Consider the following 18107-nt stretch of genomic DNA (forward strand, 5'->3'; position numbering starts at 1 on the left):
ATGGCGGTTCATTCCCTCGGGACGAGCCATTCGGCACCGTTCGCGGGTGCGGCGGCGAGCGTCGGCAGGGGCCGACATCTGGCCGACACATGCGGATGCCAGGATCGTCGCATGCTGCGATTGACGGGGGCGACGGCGATCGTCGTCGACGAGACCACCGAGACGACGGGCGAGCTTCTGCTGGAGGGGGCGCGAGTCGCTGCCGCGGGCTCGGATGCCGCCGACGCCACGACCCTCGACGTCACCGGGCACGTCCTCACCCCCGGCCTCGTCAACGCCCACCACCACCTGCTGCAGAGCGCGTTCCGCACGCTGCCGGGCACGCGCGGCGTCCCGATGGCCGACTGGCTGCCGACGATGGCCTCGGCATATGCCCGTGTCGGCATCGACCCGGAACTCGCGTCGATCGCAGCGGGGATCGGCGTGGCCGAGGGGTTGCTGAGCGGGGTCACGACGGTCGCCGACCATCACCTCAACTGGGGCTCCGCCACCACCGCCGAGAGCGTCGAGATCGCCCGCGCGACGACGGATGCCGCCCGCGCCCTCGGCGGACGCGTCGCCTTCGTGCGCGGGGCCGCGCGCGACGACCCGCAGGCCGCGGCATCCTCGGCGCAGGCCATCGTCGACGCGCTGCTGCCCGGAACGCACGGCGGGGTGTCGGCCGATGGGATGCTGCAGCTCGCGGTCGGGCCGGCGGGCGTGCACTCGGATCCGCGCGAGACCTTCGAGCTGCTCGGCGAGGTGGCCGCGCGCCACGGGCTTCACCGCCGAACGCAGGCGAACGAGCAGGTCGACGTCGCCATCGCGCTCGAGAGGTACGGCAAGCGGCCCCTCGAACTGCTCGAGGAGTGGGGCTGGCTGGCCGACGACGTCACGATCGCGCACCTCTGCGAGGTCACCGACGACGAGATCGCACGACTGGCTGCGGCCGGCGTGACAGCGACCCATGCGCCCGGATGCGACGTGCCGATGGGCTGGGGCATCGCCCCCGTCGCCCGGCTCGCCGCGGCGGGCGTCGCGGTGGGCCTCGGCACGAGCGGCGGCGGATCCAACGACGCCGGTCATCTGCTCGCCGATGCACGGCTCGCCCTGCAGGTCTCCGGGCTGGTCGGCGAGCAGCTGCCGGCCCGTCGGGTGCTCGCCATGGCGAGCGCGGGGTCGGCGGCCGGCCTCGGGCGCGTCGAGCTCGGGCACCTGCGCCCCGGCGCCGCGGCCGACCTCTGCGTCTGGGACGTGAGCGGCGTGGCCGACGCGGGCGTCGCCGATCCGGTGGCCGGGCTGCTCTGGGCAGCGCCCGGACGGCGGCCACGCCACGTCATCGTCGCGGGCGAGTTCGTGGTGCGCGACTACGAACTGGTGAACGCCGAGGAGCGCGAGCTCGTCGCCCGTCTGAGCGAGCGGCTCGCGCGCACGCCGGTCTAGCCGCGCGGCGGCAGACTGAACCGGTCGATCTCGGTGAGTGCCGCGACCGCGAGCCCGACGCTCGACTCGAAGCCGCGCCGGCCGGCCTCGGCATTGGCGCCCGTCGGGTCGCCGATCACGCCGCTCGGCCCGAAGTCGTTGCTCAACCAGCCGAACTGCACGGGCTTGCCGTTGAAGCCCAGGTGCTCGTACTCGGCGAGGTGCTCCGGCACGTTGCGCGCGAACAGGCTCTCGTCGACGAGGTCGGGGCGCAGGTGCATGACGACGGAGGTCTCGGCGTATCCGCCGTGGATGCCCTGGCCGAACTCGTCGGGCTCGCCGTCGCGCCCGGTGCCGGCCGCGATCCGCAGGGCGGGCATCACGAAGGTCTGCAGTCCGAACATCCGTCGCAGCTGGCGCACGGCGACCTGCAACAACGCCACGTTGCCGCCGTGTCCGTTCATGAACACGATCTTGGGCGCGGGGGTCATCGCGACCGAGCGGCCGAGGTCTTCGAGCACCGACATGAGGGTGCTGGCGCTCAGCCAGAGGGTTCCCGGCGCCCAGTAGTGCTCGTCGGACTTGCCGACCGAGAGGGTCGGAAGCTGCCAGAGGTCGAGGCCGGCCTCGACGCCCGCGGCGACCGCAGCGGAGGCGGCGGTCTCCGCCATCAGCGCGTCGGTGATGAGCGGCAGGTGGGGGCCGTGGTGCTCGATCGCGCCGATCGGCACGATCAGGATCGAGCGATCCGTGAGCGTGGACGTCACGGCCGGGCCGCTCAGCTCGGCGAACTTGCGACTGGTCATCCGGTGCCATGCCTTTCGTGGATCGTGAGGAGATGGATCGTGCGCAGTGGATCGTGGCGGCGCCCCCGACCCCGCCCGCCGAAGCGGAACGGGAGCCGAGGGCGCCGTCGGTACTGTGCGGTTACTTGAGCCCGATCGAGCTGTCGATGAACTCGTTCGTGTAGAGGTCATCGGCCTTCAGCTTGGGGTCGATGTTCGTCCCCAGCTTCGTGTAGATGGCCGATGCCGCGGTGAAGAACTTGTCCATGCGGGCCTTGTCGAAGTCGCCGAGGGTCGAGTTGGTGCCGTTGCTGACCAGCTTGTCGGCGATCATCGTCTTGCGCGAGTAGTCGGCGACGCCGGGGCTGTAGGTCCAGCCCGTGTTGTAGGCCGCGACCAGCTTCTGGATGAGCGCGTCGGCCGCCTTCGGGTTGGCGAAGTAGTCGACCTCCTCCTGCTGCAGCACCGGGGTCAGCGCCTTGAGGCAGGGCGTGAGCTTCGTGAAGTCGGCGGTGCGCACGGCCATCGACGACTGGTACGGGTCCCATCCGGTCGACGAGATCAGGGCGTACTTGACCGGCTTGTTCCAGGCCGGAACCTCGTGCTCGTAGATGTACGGCTCAGCGGAGGCGAAGCCCTGCTGGACGTCCTTGCCTGCGGCCGCCACGAAGTTCGCGGGGGTGCCGTCGTAGCTGGAGTCCTGCTCGGCCTTCGTCATGTAGCCGGCATCCGTCAGGTAGTCGATGTAGGCCGAGCCCGAGAAGTAGCGCCAGACGCCGCCCGTCTTGGTGAGCGCCTTGCCGAGGTCCTTCACCGTCTTCACGTCCGGGTAGGTCTTCGGGTCCCACATGACCATGATCGGGCTCTCGTCGAGCGGGGCGAAGAACGCCTTGGTGGGCGTCTTGGCCGAGTTGGCGATCTGGTCGTCGGTCGTGACGTAGCCCATCGTGATGCTCGTGTCGGTGTACATCTGCGCCGCGACGCCCGTGAAGCCGATCGCGGGCCCACCCGCGCGGATCTCGACCTTGACGCCGGTGGACTTGCCACCCAGCTCGAGCGTTCCCGACACCGACTTCTTGTCGGCGTCGATGACCGCGTCCTTGCCGAGCATCTCGTAGAGGTGGCCGTGCTCCGACTCCGGGTTCCAGTCGGTCTGGATGACGATGGTCGCCGGGCACCCCGCGGCAGCGAGGTCGACGGTGGCGCTCGCGGCGGAGGCGCTCGTGCCGCTGGACGGGGTGGATGCGCAGGCGGCCAGGCTGGCGGCCACGGCGATCGTGCCGGCCATGGCGACGATGCGACGGTGGGACTTGTGCATGTGTCTCTCTTTCATCGGATGTGCAGAGCGGGAAGGGCGGTGCAAGGGACGGTGCAGAGGTGGTGCGGGGTGGTTCGTCAGGAAGAACGGGGGCGTCGGGTCAGTTGACCGGGTCGTACCACTTGCCGACGGCGAGCCGCGAGAGCAGCCCGAAGATGAAGAACATCGCGACGCCGAGCAGGGCGGAGGTGATGATGGCCGCGAACAACTGCGGGTAGCTGAGCAGCCGCGCGTAGGTCTGCAACAGGGTGCCGACGCCCGGCGTCCCCCGCTGGAAGAAGAAGTCGCCGACGATCGCGCCGACCACCGAGAGACCGGCCGAGGTGCGCAGCCCGAGGAAGATCGACGGCAGCGCCGCCGGGAACATCAGCTTGCTGAGCACGGTCCAGCGGTCGGCCTTCTGCAAGCGGAACAGCTCGTGCTGGGAGCGGTCGACGGACTGCAGCCCGAACAGGGTGTTCGCCACCATCGGGAAGAGCGCGATCATGACGCAGACGACGACTCGCGCCGTGAACTCGTAACCGAACCAGACTCCGATGAGGGGGACGAGCGCGAGGATCGGGATGCACTGCAGGATCACCGCGTAGGGATAGGTCGAGCGCTGCACCCACTTGGCGAGAGCCATCGCGGTCGCCCAGGCGATCCCGAGGGCGGCGGCGATCACGAGACCCGTGACCGCGACCCCGGTCGTGCGGAACACCGCGATGATGATCTGCCCGCCGCTCGGCCCGAAGAAGCCCTGCGTGAGCACCTCGTCGGGGGTCGGGACGAGGAAGGCGCGCCCCGCCCCGAGGATCGCGTGCGCGCCGTACCAGATCGCGATGATCACGACGAAGACCGCGAGCGGCGGAAGAGTGGCGCGCAGCGCACGGCCCGCCCGTTCCCCGCGCGAGCGCACGGCCTTGCGCGAGACCGGCATGTCGGCGACGTCGGCGACCGCGATCTGCGGTGCGTCGCGGACCACGTCGGTGATGACGGCGGAGGCGTCGCTGGCGGCCATCAGTGATGTCCTTCCCGGAGGGCGTGGGATACCTCGCCGACGAGTTCGGCGAACTCGGGCGTGTAGCGGATGTCGGGGTCCCGTGGCATGTCGAACGGGACGTCGAAGGTCTTGACGATCGCCCCCGGACGGCCCGACATCACGACGACCTTGGTCGACAGGTAGACGGCCTCCGACACCGAGTGGGTGATGAACATCCCCGCGAAGCCCTCGCGCACGAAGAGCTGGATGAGCTCGTCGTTGAGTCGTTCGCGGGTGATCTCGTCGAGCGCGCCGAACGGCTCGTCGAACAGGAACAGCTCGGGGTCGAGGGTCAGCGAGCGCGCAAGCGACGCGCGCATCTTCATGCCCCCGGAGAGCTGCTTGGGCAGGTGCTTCTCGAAGCCTTTGAGCCCGACCAGCTCGATCGCCGCGTTCGCCTTGGGCCGGCGCACGCGGATGGGCTGGTTGTTGAGTTCGGCCAGCAGCTCGACGTTGCGCTGCACGTCGCGCCAGGCCAGCAGGGTCGCGTCTTGGAAGACGTAGCCGATCCGGTCGGTGGAGACGGTGACCGTGCCCTCGCTGGCGGTCTCGAGACCGGAGGCGATGCGCAGCAGGGTCGACTTACCGCATCCGGATGGTCCGACGACCGTGACGAACTCGCCGCGCTTGACGGTGATGTCGACCCCCGAGAGCGCGACCGTGCCGTTGGGGAACTTCATCGCGACGTTCTGGAAGTCGACGAGCGGCGCGTCCCCGATGGCACGAGCCGCTGTCGGGGAGGGTGCGGTCATCGCCACGGCCGGCTCGCTTTCCACGAAGAAGGGTCTGCCGCAACGCCGAGGCAAATGTTGATGGAAGTAACATCTCCGAAGCTAGGGCCGCCGTATTTCGCGCGTGTGTCGAGGGCGTAACCCTCGTGATAAATGCGGCTGGATCGAGTACTGCTCGACTATTCGTCGATCCGCCGCGACCCGGCCGCGCTCTCAGGCCGGGTGACCGTACCGGGCGGCGAGCGGCTCGAGCGACTCGCGCACCTTCGCCGACGCCTCCCCGGCGAGCGGATTGGTCGAGACGCCCGACTCGTTCACGAGTTCGCCGCCGACGTAGACGCGCTTGAGGTTGCGCAGACCGCAGGACAGCACGTAGTTGCGCACCGGATGCCAGAGCGGCCCGATATCGGGAGCGGTCGGGTCGACCACGACGAAGTCCGCGAACTTGCCGACCTCGAGGCTGCCGATGCGGTCGTCGACGCCGAGCAGCTTCGCCGACCCGAGCGTGTGCAGCCGCAGCACCGTCTCGGGCATCATCGACAGCGGGTCGCCGGTCTTGGCGCGCAGGCCGAACATCCCCGTGCGCATGTTCTGCCACGGGTCGGCCACGTCGGTGCAGGCCTGGTCGTCGAGGCCCATGCCCACGGTCATTCCGAGGGCGAGCATCTCGGGCACCTCGGCGAAGCCCGAGGCGAGCCGGCCGTTGGAGCCCGGCTGCCACGACATCCCCGAGCCGCTCTCGGCGGCCTCGCGGATGATCTCGGGCGTGGTCTGGATGAAGTGGCCGAAGATCATTCCGGGACCGAGCGCCCCGGCATTCCGGTAGAGCGCCCACTTCGAGCGCTGCAGCTCGGTCGCCTCACGGGTCTCGAGGAAGTGCGCCTGGTTGATCAGCCCGAAGCGGCGCATCGCCTCGACCTCGAGTTCGGCGGCGTTCGGCCGGATCGACCACTGCACGCTGCCGGTGACCGCCGCTCCGAGGGCGAGATCGCGGTCCAGGGTCGCCGTGTGGTCGAGCACGGCCGCCAGTCGGGCGAGCACCTCGTCGTCGCTGCCGATCGCGTCATCCATCGGCGTGGAGTTGACGAATCGCAGACCGGCGTCGGCCTTCGCGTCGATCTGGCGGGTCTGGTACTCGATGGGGCGCAGAGTGCCGACCGCCTGACGCTGCCCTTCGATCATCGGCTCCCACGGGATGCGCGGGTCGGTGAAGTCGTAGGCCGCGGTCACGCCGGCGCCGAGGAAGTCGAGCGAGCCGTGCAGCGTCGTCCAGTAGAGGTCGTCGGGCGTCGCGTGCCGGATCAGCCCGAGCATCGAGTCGCACCAGCCGTACAGCGTCTCGGTGACCCCGAGGCCGCGGCTCGCGCTCGTGAACAGGTGGCTGTGCGCCGAGATGAAGCCGGGGGCGACGAAGGCGCCGGCGACGTCCAGGGTCTCGAACCCCGAGGCGGCGGCGAGCACGGCGGCGGACGGATCCCCCTCGCCGAGGTCCGCGATCCGCCCGTCGACCACGAGCATCCAGCCGTGCTCCAGGTAGCCGGGGTCCTCGGTGCCGGCCGGCACGGTGATGAGGCGGGCGTGGGTGACGAGAAGCGAGGTCACGGTTTCCTCCGGGGACGGGGCAGGGGCGGGGGCAGGGGCAGGGGAACTACAGGTCGAGCACGAGACGCGGGCAGGCCGCCCGCGAGACGCAGATGAACATGACGTCGCCGCGCGCGCGCTCCTGCGGGGTCAGGATCGAGTCGCGATGATCGATCTCGCCCTCGAGCACCGGTGTCTCGCAGGTGCCACAGGTGCCCTCGTGGCAGCTGGAGAGCACGAAGACGCCCTCCTCCTCGACGACCTCGAGGATGCTGCGCTCGGGCGGGACGGTGACGGTCACCCCGCTCAGCGCGAGTTCCACCTCGAACGGCTCCGGCCACACGGGCGCCGTGAGCGTCTCGGCCTCGAAGCGCTCGGTGTGGAAGTCGAGCCCGGCCGCCGCGGCGGCCCGCTCGGCGGCGTCGATGAAGCCCGCCGGCCCGCAGCAGTACACCCGCGTGCCCGGCGCGGCGGCGGCCAGCACGGCGTCGAGCTCGAGCCGTTCGCCGCGCTCGCTGAGGTGCGTGACGAGCCGCTCGCCGTGTGCCGCGGCGAGCTCCGGCAGGAAGGCCATCCGCCCCTCGTGCCCCGAGTAGTGCAGCGCGTAGTCGATGCCGGCATCGCGCGCGGCGGCGGCCATCGGCAGGATCGGCGTGATGCCGATCCCGGCGGCGAGCAGGATGACGGGCACGCCCGGCTCGGGGTCGAAGTGGAAGTGGTTGCGCGGTCCGGCGAGGCGCACGGCCTGGCCCTCGCGCAGGGAGTCGCACATCCAGAGCGAGCCGCCGCGGGCATCCGCCTCGCGCAGCACGCCGAGGCGCCAGCGATCGGCGCCCGGGTCGCCGCAGAGCGAGTACTGCCGGATCAGACCGGAGGGCAGCAGCACGTCGACGTGCGACCCGGGAGTCCAGACGGGCAGGGCCTGACCCTCGCGTGCGGCGAGTTCGAACACGACGACGCCGTCGACGGCGGTGTCACGGCGGATGACGACGGCGTCGACATCGGAGGCGATCGGGCGGTTCACAGGCGCGCCGGGTGCTCTTTGACGATCAGCAGGCGGAACGGAGCGCCGTCGATCGAGCGGAAGCGATGCGGGGTGCCGCCCGCCAGGTAGACCGCGTCGCCGGGCGCGAGCCGCAGCGGCTCGGGGCCGGCGGCATCCACCTCGATGTCGCCCTCGAGGGCGTAGATCCACTCGTCCTCGTCGTGCACGAATCGGTCGCGGTAGTCGGAGTTGTCGCTGCGGTACTCCATCGGGTGGAAGGCGCGCGCGCCCTCGACGAGCATCTGGGCGGTGCCCTCGCTGTAGGGCCCGGTCGTTCCGGTTCCGGCCCGCACGAGCGAGACGGATGCCGCCGGCTCGCGCCCGCGCCGCGGCTCGTCGACCGAGAGCAGCTCGACCTGGCTCGTACCGAGCGCGCGGGCGATCCGCTCGAGCGAGGCCATGCTCGGACGGGCCAGCCCGCGCTCGAGCTGGCTGAGGAACGGATGCGACAGCGCGGCGGCCTCGGCCAGCTGCACGAGGGTCATCGAGCGGGCACGGCGCATGTCGCGGATGCGGCCGCCGACCCGCTCGGCCTGCTCGTCGACGGACGCCTCGACCGTGTCGCTCCAGCTCATGGCGCTCCTCACCTGGTTCGGGGTGCCGACGTGGAGGGCGCCCGGAGGGTATCTCAGCACATTCTGTCGGTGGCCGTCGTCCGAGGTGCTCGGGAATTAACGCGGGGAAACCGCGGCGACACACGACCGAAACGCACGATCCGTAGATTCGGCAAATGTTGGAGTGATCAACATCGCCCCGCGCGAACGCCCGTGTCGGCTCGCGCGCCACACCCCGGAATCGTTCAGAACAGGAGTTTCGTGCCCGCCCTGATGCAAGCACTGCAGTGGCTGCGCGGAGCCCGCCTCGCCGACGGCAGCATCGTCGACATCCGGCTCGACGACGGGGTGGTCAGCGAGGTGACGAGCGCGAGGAGCGGCGTCACGGGCAGCGGCTCGGGTGGTGCCTCGGCCGATTCCCTCGAGCTCGACGGATTCCTGGTCGTCACCGCGCCGGCCGAACCACATGCTCACCTCGACAAGGCGCGCAGCTGGGACGCCGCGAACCCCGAGTTCGGTGACCTCGTCAAAGCCGTCGACTCGTGGCGGGCGTTCTCGGCGAGCGCCACCGAGGACGACATCTTCGAGCGGGCCCTCGCCCAGGCCACGGCCATGCTGCAGCTCGGCACCACCGCCGTGCGCACGCACGTCGACATGCTCGGCGGCGACGACCCGCTGCGCGGGGCGCGCGCCCTGATCCGGGTGCGCGAGCGGCTGACCGGCCTGATGGACGTCCAGCTCGTGGCGCTCGGCGGCGAATGGACCGATGACGCGACCTTCGAGGGCGCGCTCGACCTCGGCGTCGACCTCATGGGCGGCGCCCCGCACCTGGCGGGCGATCCGCTCGCCGAGGTCGCGCGTGCGGTCGCGATCGCCGACCGCCGATCGGTGCCCATCGACCTGCACACCGACGAATCGCTGCACGGCCCCATCACCATCCGCGAGTATGCGCGCCTGACCCGCGGGCGGGCGCAGCCGGTGTCGGCTGGGCACTGCGTGCGACTCGGAACCCTCGAGGCCGACGAGCTCGCCGAGGTGATCGCCGAGGTGCTGGCCAGCGACATGGGCATCATCTCGCTGCCGATCACGAACCTCTACCTGCAGGGCTGGGAGCACCCGAGCTCGACCCCGCGCGGCCTCACCGCGCTGCGCGCCCTGTTGGATGCCGGGGTCCGGGTGGGTGCCGGCGCCGACAACGTGCGCGACCCGTTCAACCCCGTCGGACGCGGCGACGCGCTCGAGACCGCGTCGCTGCTCGTCACGGCCGGACACCTCGACCTGTTCGAGGCGATCGCCGCCGTCACCGACGGGGCCCGCTCCGTCATGTCGCTGCCGCCGGCGGGGCCGACTCCGGGCGCGCGCGCCGAACTGCTCGCGGTGCGCGCCGACTCGCTGGGCGAGGCGATCGCGACGGCCTCGCACGACCGCTACGTGATCCACGAGGGCCGGCTCGTCGCGCGCAGTCGCGTCGTGCAGGAGGTCGGGCTTCCGCTCGCGGCTGGGGCCGCCACCGGACTCGCAGGCCGCGCCACCGAGGTGCCGGCATGATCGGCGCGCCCCCCGGCCGACTCGACGACCGCGTCGACGGACGCCTGATCGGTCGGCGCGCGGTCGTCACCGGCGGCGCGCGCGGCATCGGCGGGGGCATCGCGGCGGCACTCGCCGCCGAGGGCGCCCAGGTGGTGATCCTCGACCGCCTCGTCGCCGAGGGTGAGCGCGCAGCCGCCGAGATCGGCGGACGGTTCGTCGAGGTCGACCTCGCCGACGCCGCCGACGCGGAACGCGCCACCGAGCAGGCCGTCGCCGAGCTCGGCGGCATCGACGTGCTGGTCAACTGCGCCGGGATCTTCTCCCGTACCCAGCTGATCGACCTGACGGTCGCCGAGTGGGATCTGCTGTTCGCGATCAACACCCGCGCGATGCTCACGACGATGCAGGTCGCGGCACGGACCATGATCCCGGCGGGCTCCGGCCGCATCGTCAACCTCGCCAGCATGGCCGCCAAGAAGGGCGGGGCCAGCGAGGCCGCCTACGCGGCATCCAAGGCGGCCGTCGTCGCCCTCACCCGCGCGGTCGCCTTCGAGTGGGGCCGGCACGGGATCACCGCCAACTCGATCTGCCCGGGCTACGTGCTGACCGAGATGGGGGCGGGCACCCGCACCCCCGAGCTCGTCGCGAGCTGGGAGGCGCTCTCGCCGCTCGGCCGGCTCGGCACGATCGACGACGTCGCCGCGGTCGCACTCTTCCTCAGCCTCCCCGAATCGGCCTACCTGACCGGCCAGGCCATCAATGTGACCGGCGGCATGGTCACCCACTGACCGCTCCATCCTCAGAAAGGCTCCCCATGGGCACCGACACCCTTCCCGCCGTCGACCTCGACCGCATCACCGCCCTCGCGGCCGAACTGCGCGAGCTGCTCGGCGAGGCCGCCGTCAGCGACGAGGACGCCGCGCTCGAGCGCGTCTCGGTCGACGGCTCGACCCTCTCCCCCGTGATCATGCAGAAGCTGCCGCTCGGCCGCGCGCAGCTCGTCGTCTATCCGACGGATGCCGAGGGCATCGCCGTCGCGGTCGGTGCGGCCGTGCGCCACGGGGTGCCGATCACGCCGCGCGGCAAGGGGACCGGCAACTACGGCCAGGCCATCCCGATGGCGGGCGGGCTCGTCATCGACACGTCGAAGGCGCGCTCGATCGTCGAGGTCGGCGACGGCTACCTGATCGCCGACGCCGGCGCGCCGATGATCCAGATCGAACAGGCCGCCAACCGCACGGGACAGCAGGTGCTGATGTTCCCGTCCACCGTGCAGTCCACGGTCGGCGGCTTCGTCTCGGGCGGGTCGGGCGGCACCGGATCGATCAAGCACGGCATGCTGACCTCGATCGTGGGCGGCTATGTGCGCTCCCTCGACGTCGTGCATGCCGAGCCGGATGCGCGCCTCATCCATCTCGAAGCGGAGCAGGCCCACAACTACCTGCACAACTACGGGGTCACCGGCATCATCGCCCGCGTCGAGGTCGCGCTCGAGCCGCAGCAGCCGTGGTCGGCGTTCTACGCGAGCTTCGACGACTTCCACGACGCCTTCGAGCTGATCCGGCCGATGGCGGCGCTCGAGCCGACGCCGCGGCTCGTCTCGGCCGACCTGCCGACCCTCGCCGACGCCCTGCCGAACGACGAGGCCCTGCCGGCCGGCAAGGCGAGCCTGCGCGTCATCCTCGACGAGTCGACGATCGAGGCCGCCACGCGCCTGGTCGAGCAGGCCGGCGGCACGGTCGAGGCCGTGCGGCCCGGTCTGCAGAACACCATGAAGCTGTCGATGGTCAGCTACAACCACCCGATCGAGTGGCTGCAGAAGGCCTACCCGGGCGTCTACTTCCACGTCGAGGTCGGCGGCGACGCGCTCGTCGACCGGATCGACGAGGTGCACGAGATCTACCCCGGCGCGATGCTGCACCTCGAGGCGATGGCGCAGGGCACTCCGGGCGGAATGCTCGCCGCGCCGTACACCGGTGAGGCCGACCTGCTCGCCGGCTTCGACCGCATGCGCGCGATCGACGTGGGATTCCACAACCCGCACCAGTGGTTCGTCGACTACGAGCCCGAGCGCAGCGTCGAACTGGCCAAGAGCACCGACCCCCAGGGTCTGCTCAACCCCGGCAAGCTCGTGGAGCCGGACGTCGACACCGGGCGCAAGCGATGACCTCCGAGTGGCAGAACGCCAGCGGGGAGCTGGTGTTCCGCGACGACTGGCCCGAGGAGCCCACCCCCGTGCTGACCGAGTGGCTGCCCGACAACGAGGAGCCCGCGCGACCGACGATGGTGGTCGCGACCGTCGACGAGTCCGGCGCCCCCGACAGCCGCATCCAGCTGCTGACCGCGTGGGACGACCACGGCTTCTACTTCCACACCGACACCCGCTCGCGCAAGGTCGCGCAGCTCGCGCACGAGCCGCGCGTCTCGTTCACCGTGCACCTCCCCGCCGAAGCGCACCAGATCACGGTGCAGGGGGTCGCCGAGCTCGCCGACGCGGCCGAGCTGGAGTGGGCGTTCGCGCACCGCTCGGCCTACCTGCAGCAGCTGGCCTGGCAGAACACCGTCGAGTTCGCGAGCCTGCCCCGGCTCGACCGGGTGAGCGCATGGGACGCCTTCGCGGTCGACCACGTCGAGGGCTTCACGGCTCCGCCCACGTGGACCGGCTACCTCGTGCGCCCCAGCCGCCTCACCTTCTGGGTCGGGAGCACCTCGACCGCCAGCCGACGGGTCGAATACCGCAGGGCCGCCGCGACGGGTGAGCTGTCGCGCAGCAGCTGGGCGGTGACGCAGCTTGCCGGCTGAGCTGCTCGACGGTCCCGTCGTCGCGGGCGCGTCACCTCTGTGCCCGAAACACATGGAGTACGGGCCGTGCGGCGGAGTCGAGTTCGACGGCGGCTGCGAGGTGGCGGCCCACCCCTGCGTGTTCCTCGAGACGCCGACCGTCGGGTGGCACGGGCTGGTGGCCGCCAGCGAGCCGGATGACGCGATCGCCCGACCGGCGGCGGCCGATCCGCTGCCCGTGCCGGTCGCCTCGGCCGGGGCGGCGCGGATGCGCGCGCTGCTCGCGACGCGCGCCGTCGTCGTCGCCGACTTCCCGGCGGCGGCGCTCGACGCGGGGTCGATCGCGGCGTGCGCCGAGGCGATGGCTCCGGGAGTGGATGCGGTGCTCGCGGGCGACTCGGGGGCGGCGCGGGTGCAGTTCCCGCCCGCCTACCGCGCCCATCTCATCCAGTCGGCGGGCCTCGCCGTCTGGACCGGACTCAACTGCCGCGACCGCAACCGGGTCGCGCTGGAGGGCGAACTGGCGGCGCTCGCGCACGTCGGCGTCGCCGGCATCCATTCGGTCACCGGCGACCACACTCTCACCGGGTCGCGACCGGATGCCGCCCCCGTCTTCGATCTGGACAGCACCGAACTCGCGGCCCTCGCCGCCCGGGCGGGGCACCTGGTCTCGGTCGCGGAGGCGCCCGCGACTCCCCCGGTCGATCGGCGGGCCGCTCGGCTGCTCGAGAAGGAGCGCGCGGGGGCCGAGATCTGTTTCGTGAACCACTCCGGCGGGGTCGAGCCGGTGCGCGCCTTCGTCGCGGCGACCCGGGCGCTCGGCTCGCGCGCGGGCTTCATCCCGTGCGTTCCGGTCGTGATCGACCGCGAGAGCGCGGAGCTGCTGCTGAGCTTCACCACGCTCGTGCTGCCGGAGGGGTACCTCGAGGGGATCCTCGCGGCGGGGGCCGGGGCTGCGGCCGGGCGCGACGACGGGAGCGGCCCGGATGAGAGCGGCCCGGGCGAGAGCGGCCCGGATGCGGGGGTGCGGGAGGCCGGGATCGCCGCGGCGGTCGAGCTGTCGCGCGGCTTCCTCGCGATCGACGGGGTCGTCGGCATCAACCTCAGCGGAGGCGGAGCCCCCGATCGGGCCCTCGAGTTCGCCCACGCCCTCGCCGAGATCGGTCGGCGGATCAGGACGAACCTCGATCACGGGAGCGGGACGTGACGGCCCGGCCGATCCTTCCTGATCCGGCTGCGGTGTCGCGGGGTGCGGGAACGACCGGATGCCGACCGGCTGCCGGTGCACGGGGAACGAGAGCCGCCGGATGCCGACAGGCCTCCCGCGGCACGGGAGCGGCCGCATGAGCGCCGAGTTCGTGATCCGCGGGCGCGCCCTCGTCGACGGCGCGTTCCTGGACGCCGAGGTGCACGTGATCGACGGCACGATCGCGGCCATCGGCCGGCCGGTAGCCGGCGGGCCGGCATCCGATCGCGGAGCCGCCACCTCGACCCGCACCGTCGTCGAGCTCGCCGCCGACGAGGTGCTCATCCCGGGCCTCGTCGACACCCACGTGCACGTCAACGAGCCGGGCCGCACCGAGTGGGAGGGCTTCGCGAGCGCCACCCGCGCGGCGGCGGCCGGGGGCGTGACGACCCTCATCGATATGCCGCTCAACAGCATCCCGCCCACGACGACCCCCGAGAATCTCGCGGTCAAACGCGCGGCCGCGTCGGGAGCCGCGCGCGTCGATGTCGGATTCTGGGGCGGCGCCGTCCCCGAGAACCTCGGGCGGCTGCGCGAGTTGCACGACGCGGGCGTCTTCGGCTTCAAGTGCTTCCTGGCGCCCTCGGGGGTCGACGAGTTCGGGCACCTCGACGCCGCACAGCTCGACGCCGCGCTGCACGAGCTCGCCGCCTTCGACGGGCAGCTGCTGGTGCACGCCGAAGACCCGGGCGTGCTGCACGCGCACGAAAACGGCGGCGGGCCGGGCTACGCCGACTTCGTCGCCTCCCGCCCGCCCGAGGCCGAGCTGGTCGCGATCCGGCACGTGATCGACGGGGTGCGGCGCACGGGAACCCGCGCGCACATCCTGCACCTGTCGTCGGCTGCGGCCCTGCCCGAGCTGCGTGCCGCCCGCGCCGAGGGGCTGCCGATCACGGTCGAGACCTGCCCGCACTACCTCGCGTTCTCGACCGCGACGATCCCGGATGCCGCCACTCAGTACAAGTGCGCCCCGCCGATCCGCGACGAGGCCAATCGCGACGCGCTGTGGCGCGCCCTGCTCGACGGCGACATCGACCTCATCGTCACCGACCACTCCCCCTCGACGGCCGAGCTCAAGTTCGCCGGCGACGGCGACTTCGGCCGGGCCTGGGGCGGGATCGCGGGGCTGCAGCTCGGGCTGTCGGCGGTGTGGACGGCGGCGGCCGAGCGCGGCATCCCGCTCGAACTCGTGCTCGGCTGGATGTCGGAGGGGCCCGCCCGCTTCGCCCGCCTCCCCGGACGCGGCGTCATCGCCCCGGGCGCGCGCGCCGACCTGGCGGTGTTCGCTCCGGACGAGCGGCGCACCGTGCACGCCGCCGAGCTGCTGCACAAGAACCCGGTGAGCGCGTTCGACGGCGCCGAGCTGCGCGGAACGGTGCGGCGCACCTGGTTGGCCGGGCATCCGGTCGATCTCGCCTCGGACGCGGCACCCGCCGGAACCCTGCTCACCCGACCCTGAAAGGCCCAGCCATGGCATATCTGCTCAGCGACCACCAGTACGGCAAAGCCGAATCGCGCATGGTGCGGATCTACCGCGACACGGCGCGGCACGAGATCCGCGACCTCAACGTGACGACGGCCCTGCGCGGCGACTTCGCCGAGGCGTACCTGAGCGGCAGCCAGGCTGCCGTGCTGCCGACGGACACGCAGAAGAACACGGCGTTCTCGTACACGAAGGAGAAGGGCGTCGCGACGATCGAGCAGTACGGGCTCGAACTCGCCCGGCACTTCGTGAGCGAGATCGAGCCGGTGTCGGGAGCGCGGATCGAGATCGAGGAGTTCCTGTGGGAGCGCGCCGTGATCGACGGAGTGGAGCACGATCACACCTGGCTTCGCAAAGGCCAGGAGGTGCGCACGGCCGCGATCACGGTGGATGCCACGGGCGAGTACGTGATCGCGGGCCTGAAGGACCTGATCATCCTGAAGTCGACCGGCTCGGAGTTCGCGGGATTCCTCGTCGACGGGTACACGACCCTGCCCGAGACGCACGACCGCGTGATGGCCACCGCGCTCGACGTGAAGTGGCGGTACGCGGCGGCGGACGGGGGCGACGTGGTCGGGGGCGTCGACTGGGACGGCATCTACGCCTCGGCGAAGGCGATCATGGTCAAGGAGTTCGCGACGCTGCAGTCGCTCGCCCTGCAGCAGACGCTCTGGCACATGGGCACCGCGGTGCTGGATGCCCACCCCGAGATCGTCGAGATCAAACTGAAGGCGCCGAACAAGCACCATTTCGACTACGACATCGCGCGGTTCGGGGTGGAGCAGAAGGGCGAGGTGTTCCACGCCGACGACCGCCCGTACGGGTTGATCGAGGCGACGATCGCGCGGGAGGACGCCCCGGCCGCCCACGACGCGTGGAAGTTCTCGGCCGGGCTGGCGTGAGCCGGGGGCCGGTGTGAGCCGGGGCTGGCGCGAGCCCGGCCCCGGGCCGAGCAGGGATCTCGGGCGGGCTTGTGCGGCGTCGACCGGGCTCACCCGGTCCCAACCCGGTGTGCCGATCAGGATGCCGACCGCGACACGCCGCTGCCGCATCCTGATCCGCGGACGACACGCGCGCGGCATCCTGATCCGCGCAGGACGGGGAGCGCGCGGGCGCGCGCGGCACACCCCGGCACGCGCGGCGACCGCCGGCGGTCAGCTGCCGCGGTAGGTGGAATAGCCGAACGGGTTGAGCAGCAGCGGCACGTGGAAGTGCTCGTCGGGGTCGATGATCTCGAAGTCGATCGTGACGCGCGGGTAGAAGCCCTCGCGGTCGATGAGCTCGAAGTAGCGACCCGTGTCGAAGACCAGGGTGTAGATGCCCGCGGGCAGCTCGTCGGGCCCGAGCTCCGAGACGCGGCCGTCGGCGTTGGTGCGTCCCTCGCCGAGCAGGCTGCCGTCGGCGGCGCGCAAGGTCACCGGGATGCCGGCGGCCGGCAGCCCGTGCGCCGTGTCGAGCACGTGGGTCGAGATCTTGCTCATGCGGCGCTCCCGGTCTCGTTCGCCGCGACCCCGAGGGCCGTGGCCAGTCGCAGGATGGCGATCTCGCGCAGCTGCTCGGCGACGATCGCGAGCTCCGTGGCGTCGTCGAGCGCGAGCCGGCGGGTGAGCTCGGCGAGGATCTCTCCGCGCGTCCGCCCGGCGGCACGGATCAGGAACACCCGGTCGAACCGGGCCTCGTAGGCCGCGTTGCCCGCCGCGATCGCCGACGCGAGCTCGGCGTCATCCGACCCGGCCGCGGTGTCGAGGGAGGCCTGCTCGCGGCGGCTGTGCTCGGCAGCCGCGCCCGAACCGGTCGGCTTCTCGCCGATGCGCGGATGATGCGCCAGCGCCTCGTCGATCTCGGCGGCACTCAGGGGGGTCGCGGCGGTGCGGGCGGCATCCAGCAGCTCGTCGAGGGTCTCGAACGGGGCCAGCCCGGCCACCTCGAACACCCAGCGCCGCACCCCGAGGGCGGCCTCGAGCGCGGCACGCAAATCGCTGTCGGTGACCTGCATCATGTGCTCAACTGTAGCCATGACCGACGGCGCGCCCGGCCCGCTGCCCGGCCTGGTGCCGGGCCTCGTGGGCGTCGTGCTCGCCGCCGGCGCGGGCGTGCGCGCGGGCGGTCCGAAGGGCCTGCGCCGCCTGCCCGACGGGACCCCTTGGGTCGCCCACGCCGTCTCGGTGCTGCAGAGCGCGGGCTGCTCGACGGTGCTCGTCGTGGTCGGGTCTGCCGCGGCGGATGTCGCGGCTCTCGCCCCCGCGTCAGCCACCGTCGTGCACGCCCCCGACGCGTCGCACGGGCTGTCCGAGTCCCTGCGCACCGCCCTCGGAGCGGCGGCTCGACTTCCGGCTCCCGAGGCCGTGCTGCTCACCCTCGTCGACCTCCCCGGCATGCCGGGCGCCGTCGCCGCGCGCGTCGTGGCCGCTGCCCCGGTCGACGCCGCGACCCTGCGCCGCGCGGTCGTGAACGGGCGGCCGACGCATCCCGTGCTCATCGGGCGTGCGCATTGGGATGCCGTCGCGGCGTCGGCCGACGGCGATCGCGGGGCGGGACCGTATCTGCGCGAGCACGGCGCTGCCGAGGTCGAGTGCGCGGAGCTGTGGGACGGGGCGGACGTCGACAGCTGACGCCACCTGTCCCATCACC

Annotated in this window: 18 protein-coding genes; 9 read left to right on the forward strand and 9 right to left on the reverse strand. The window is 71.9% G+C overall.

Features of this window, described 5'->3' with window-relative positions:
- The first annotated feature begins 111 nt into the window (after positions 1 to 111).
- Entirely contained in the window at positions 112 to 1422 is a 1311-nt protein-coding gene (locus tag ACFPJ4_RS13480; RefSeq protein ID WP_386740969.1) for an amidohydrolase family protein, read from the forward strand.
- Here ACFPJ4_RS13480 and ACFPJ4_RS13485 read toward each other — a convergent pair.
- From ACFPJ4_RS13485 to ACFPJ4_RS13515, 7 genes are all read right to left on the reverse strand, one after another.
- Positions 1419 to 2207, reverse strand: a complete 789-nt coding sequence (locus ACFPJ4_RS13485) for a creatininase family protein (protein ID WP_386740970.1) — start codon at positions 2205 to 2207, stop codon at positions 1419 to 1421. The two genes, ACFPJ4_RS13480 and ACFPJ4_RS13485, sit on opposite strands and share 4 nt — an antisense overlap.
- A 121-nt stretch (positions 2208 to 2328) precedes the next feature.
- Positions 2329 to 3504: an ABC transporter substrate-binding protein gene (locus tag ACFPJ4_RS13490; protein WP_386740971.1), complete on the reverse strand. Its 1176-nt coding sequence runs from the start codon at positions 3502 to 3504 to the stop codon at positions 2329 to 2331.
- Between the two features lie 100 nt (positions 3505 to 3604).
- The gene (locus ACFPJ4_RS13495) at positions 3605 to 4504 is read right to left on the reverse strand and encodes an ABC transporter permease (protein ID WP_386740972.1); all 900 of its coding nucleotides are present in this window, start codon (positions 4502 to 4504) and stop codon (positions 3605 to 3607) included.
- The gene (locus tag ACFPJ4_RS13500; protein WP_386740973.1) at positions 4504 to 5277 is read right to left on the reverse strand and encodes an ABC transporter ATP-binding protein; all 774 of its coding nucleotides are present in this window, start codon (positions 5275 to 5277) and stop codon (positions 4504 to 4506) included. The genes ACFPJ4_RS13495 and ACFPJ4_RS13500 overlap by 1 nt, the downstream gene beginning before the upstream one ends.
- Before the next feature lie 192 nt (positions 5278 to 5469).
- Complete coding sequence (locus tag ACFPJ4_RS13505; protein ID WP_386740974.1) at positions 5470 to 6858, reverse strand: amidohydrolase family protein; 1389 nt, start codon at positions 6856 to 6858, stop codon at positions 5470 to 5472.
- A 46-nt stretch (positions 6859 to 6904) separates the two neighbouring features.
- Positions 6905 to 7861 (reverse strand): PDR/VanB family oxidoreductase, encoded by a 957-nt coding sequence (locus tag ACFPJ4_RS13510; RefSeq protein WP_386740975.1) that lies wholly within the window; start codon positions 7859 to 7861, stop codon positions 6905 to 6907.
- Positions 7858 to 8457, reverse strand: a complete 600-nt coding sequence (locus tag ACFPJ4_RS13515; protein ID WP_386740976.1) for a helix-turn-helix domain-containing protein — start codon at positions 8455 to 8457, stop codon at positions 7858 to 7860. The genes ACFPJ4_RS13510 and ACFPJ4_RS13515 overlap by 4 nt, the downstream gene beginning before the upstream one ends.
- Positions 8458 to 8697: 240 nt before the next feature.
- On the opposite strand from ACFPJ4_RS13515, the gene ACFPJ4_RS13520 reads away from it, so the two are divergent.
- The 7 genes from ACFPJ4_RS13520 to pucL all read left to right on the forward strand — a co-directional run bounded on the left by ACFPJ4_RS13520 (position 8698) and on the right by pucL (position 16378).
- Positions 8698 to 9984: an amidohydrolase family protein gene (locus ACFPJ4_RS13520; RefSeq protein ID WP_386740977.1), complete on the forward strand. Its 1287-nt coding sequence runs from the start codon at positions 8698 to 8700 to the stop codon at positions 9982 to 9984.
- Entirely contained in the window at positions 9981 to 10754 is a 774-nt protein-coding gene (locus tag ACFPJ4_RS13525) for an SDR family NAD(P)-dependent oxidoreductase (RefSeq protein WP_386740978.1), read from the forward strand. Before ACFPJ4_RS13520 ends, ACFPJ4_RS13525 begins: the two co-directional genes overlap by 4 nt.
- Before the next feature lie 26 nt (positions 10755 to 10780).
- Positions 10781 to 12133 carry an FAD-binding oxidoreductase gene (locus ACFPJ4_RS13530; RefSeq protein ID WP_386740979.1) on the forward strand — a complete coding sequence of 451 codons (1353 nt, stop codon included), beginning with the start codon at positions 10781 to 10783 and terminating at the stop codon, positions 12131 to 12133.
- A complete protein-coding gene (locus ACFPJ4_RS13535) occupies positions 12130 to 12768 on the forward strand; it encodes a pyridoxamine 5'-phosphate oxidase family protein (protein WP_386740980.1) in 639 nt (212 codons plus the stop codon). Before ACFPJ4_RS13530 ends, ACFPJ4_RS13535 begins: the two co-directional genes overlap by 4 nt.
- Positions 12758 to 13954 carry a methylenetetrahydrofolate reductase gene (locus ACFPJ4_RS13540; protein ID WP_465262170.1) on the forward strand — a complete coding sequence of 399 codons (1197 nt, stop codon included), beginning with the start codon at positions 12758 to 12760 and terminating at the stop codon, positions 13952 to 13954. Before ACFPJ4_RS13535 ends, ACFPJ4_RS13540 begins: the two co-directional genes overlap by 11 nt.
- Before the next feature lie 136 nt (positions 13955 to 14090).
- A complete protein-coding gene (gene allB / locus ACFPJ4_RS13545; RefSeq protein WP_386740982.1) occupies positions 14091 to 15452 on the forward strand; it encodes an allantoinase AllB in 1362 nt (453 codons plus the stop codon).
- A gap of 11 nt (positions 15453 to 15463) precedes the next feature.
- Positions 15464 to 16378, forward strand: a complete 915-nt coding sequence (gene pucL, locus ACFPJ4_RS13550; protein ID WP_386740983.1) for a factor-independent urate hydroxylase — start codon at positions 15464 to 15466, stop codon at positions 16376 to 16378.
- Positions 16379 to 16630: 252 nt separating this feature from the next.
- Here pucL and uraH read toward each other — a convergent pair whose 3' ends face one another.
- A complete protein-coding gene (gene uraH, locus ACFPJ4_RS13555; protein WP_386740984.1) occupies positions 16631 to 16957 on the reverse strand; it encodes a hydroxyisourate hydrolase in 327 nt (108 codons plus the stop codon).
- On the reverse strand, positions 16954 to 17475 hold the full coding sequence (gene uraD / locus ACFPJ4_RS13560; RefSeq protein ID WP_386740985.1) for a 2-oxo-4-hydroxy-4-carboxy-5-ureidoimidazoline decarboxylase: 522 nt from the start codon (positions 17473 to 17475) through the stop codon (positions 16954 to 16956). The genes uraH and uraD overlap by 4 nt, the downstream gene beginning before the upstream one ends.
- A 16-nt stretch (positions 17476 to 17491) precedes the next feature.
- Here uraD and ACFPJ4_RS13565 point away from each other — a divergent pair, with 16 nt between their 5' ends.
- Entirely contained in the window at positions 17492 to 18088 is a 597-nt protein-coding gene (locus ACFPJ4_RS13565) for a nucleotidyltransferase family protein (protein ID WP_386740986.1), read from the forward strand.
- Positions 18089 to 18107: the final 19 nt, after the last annotated feature.

The organism is Lysinimonas soli (genome assembly GCF_042655435.1).
Classification (GTDB): domain Bacteria; phylum Actinomycetota; class Actinomycetes; order Actinomycetales; family Microbacteriaceae; genus Lysinimonas; species Lysinimonas soli.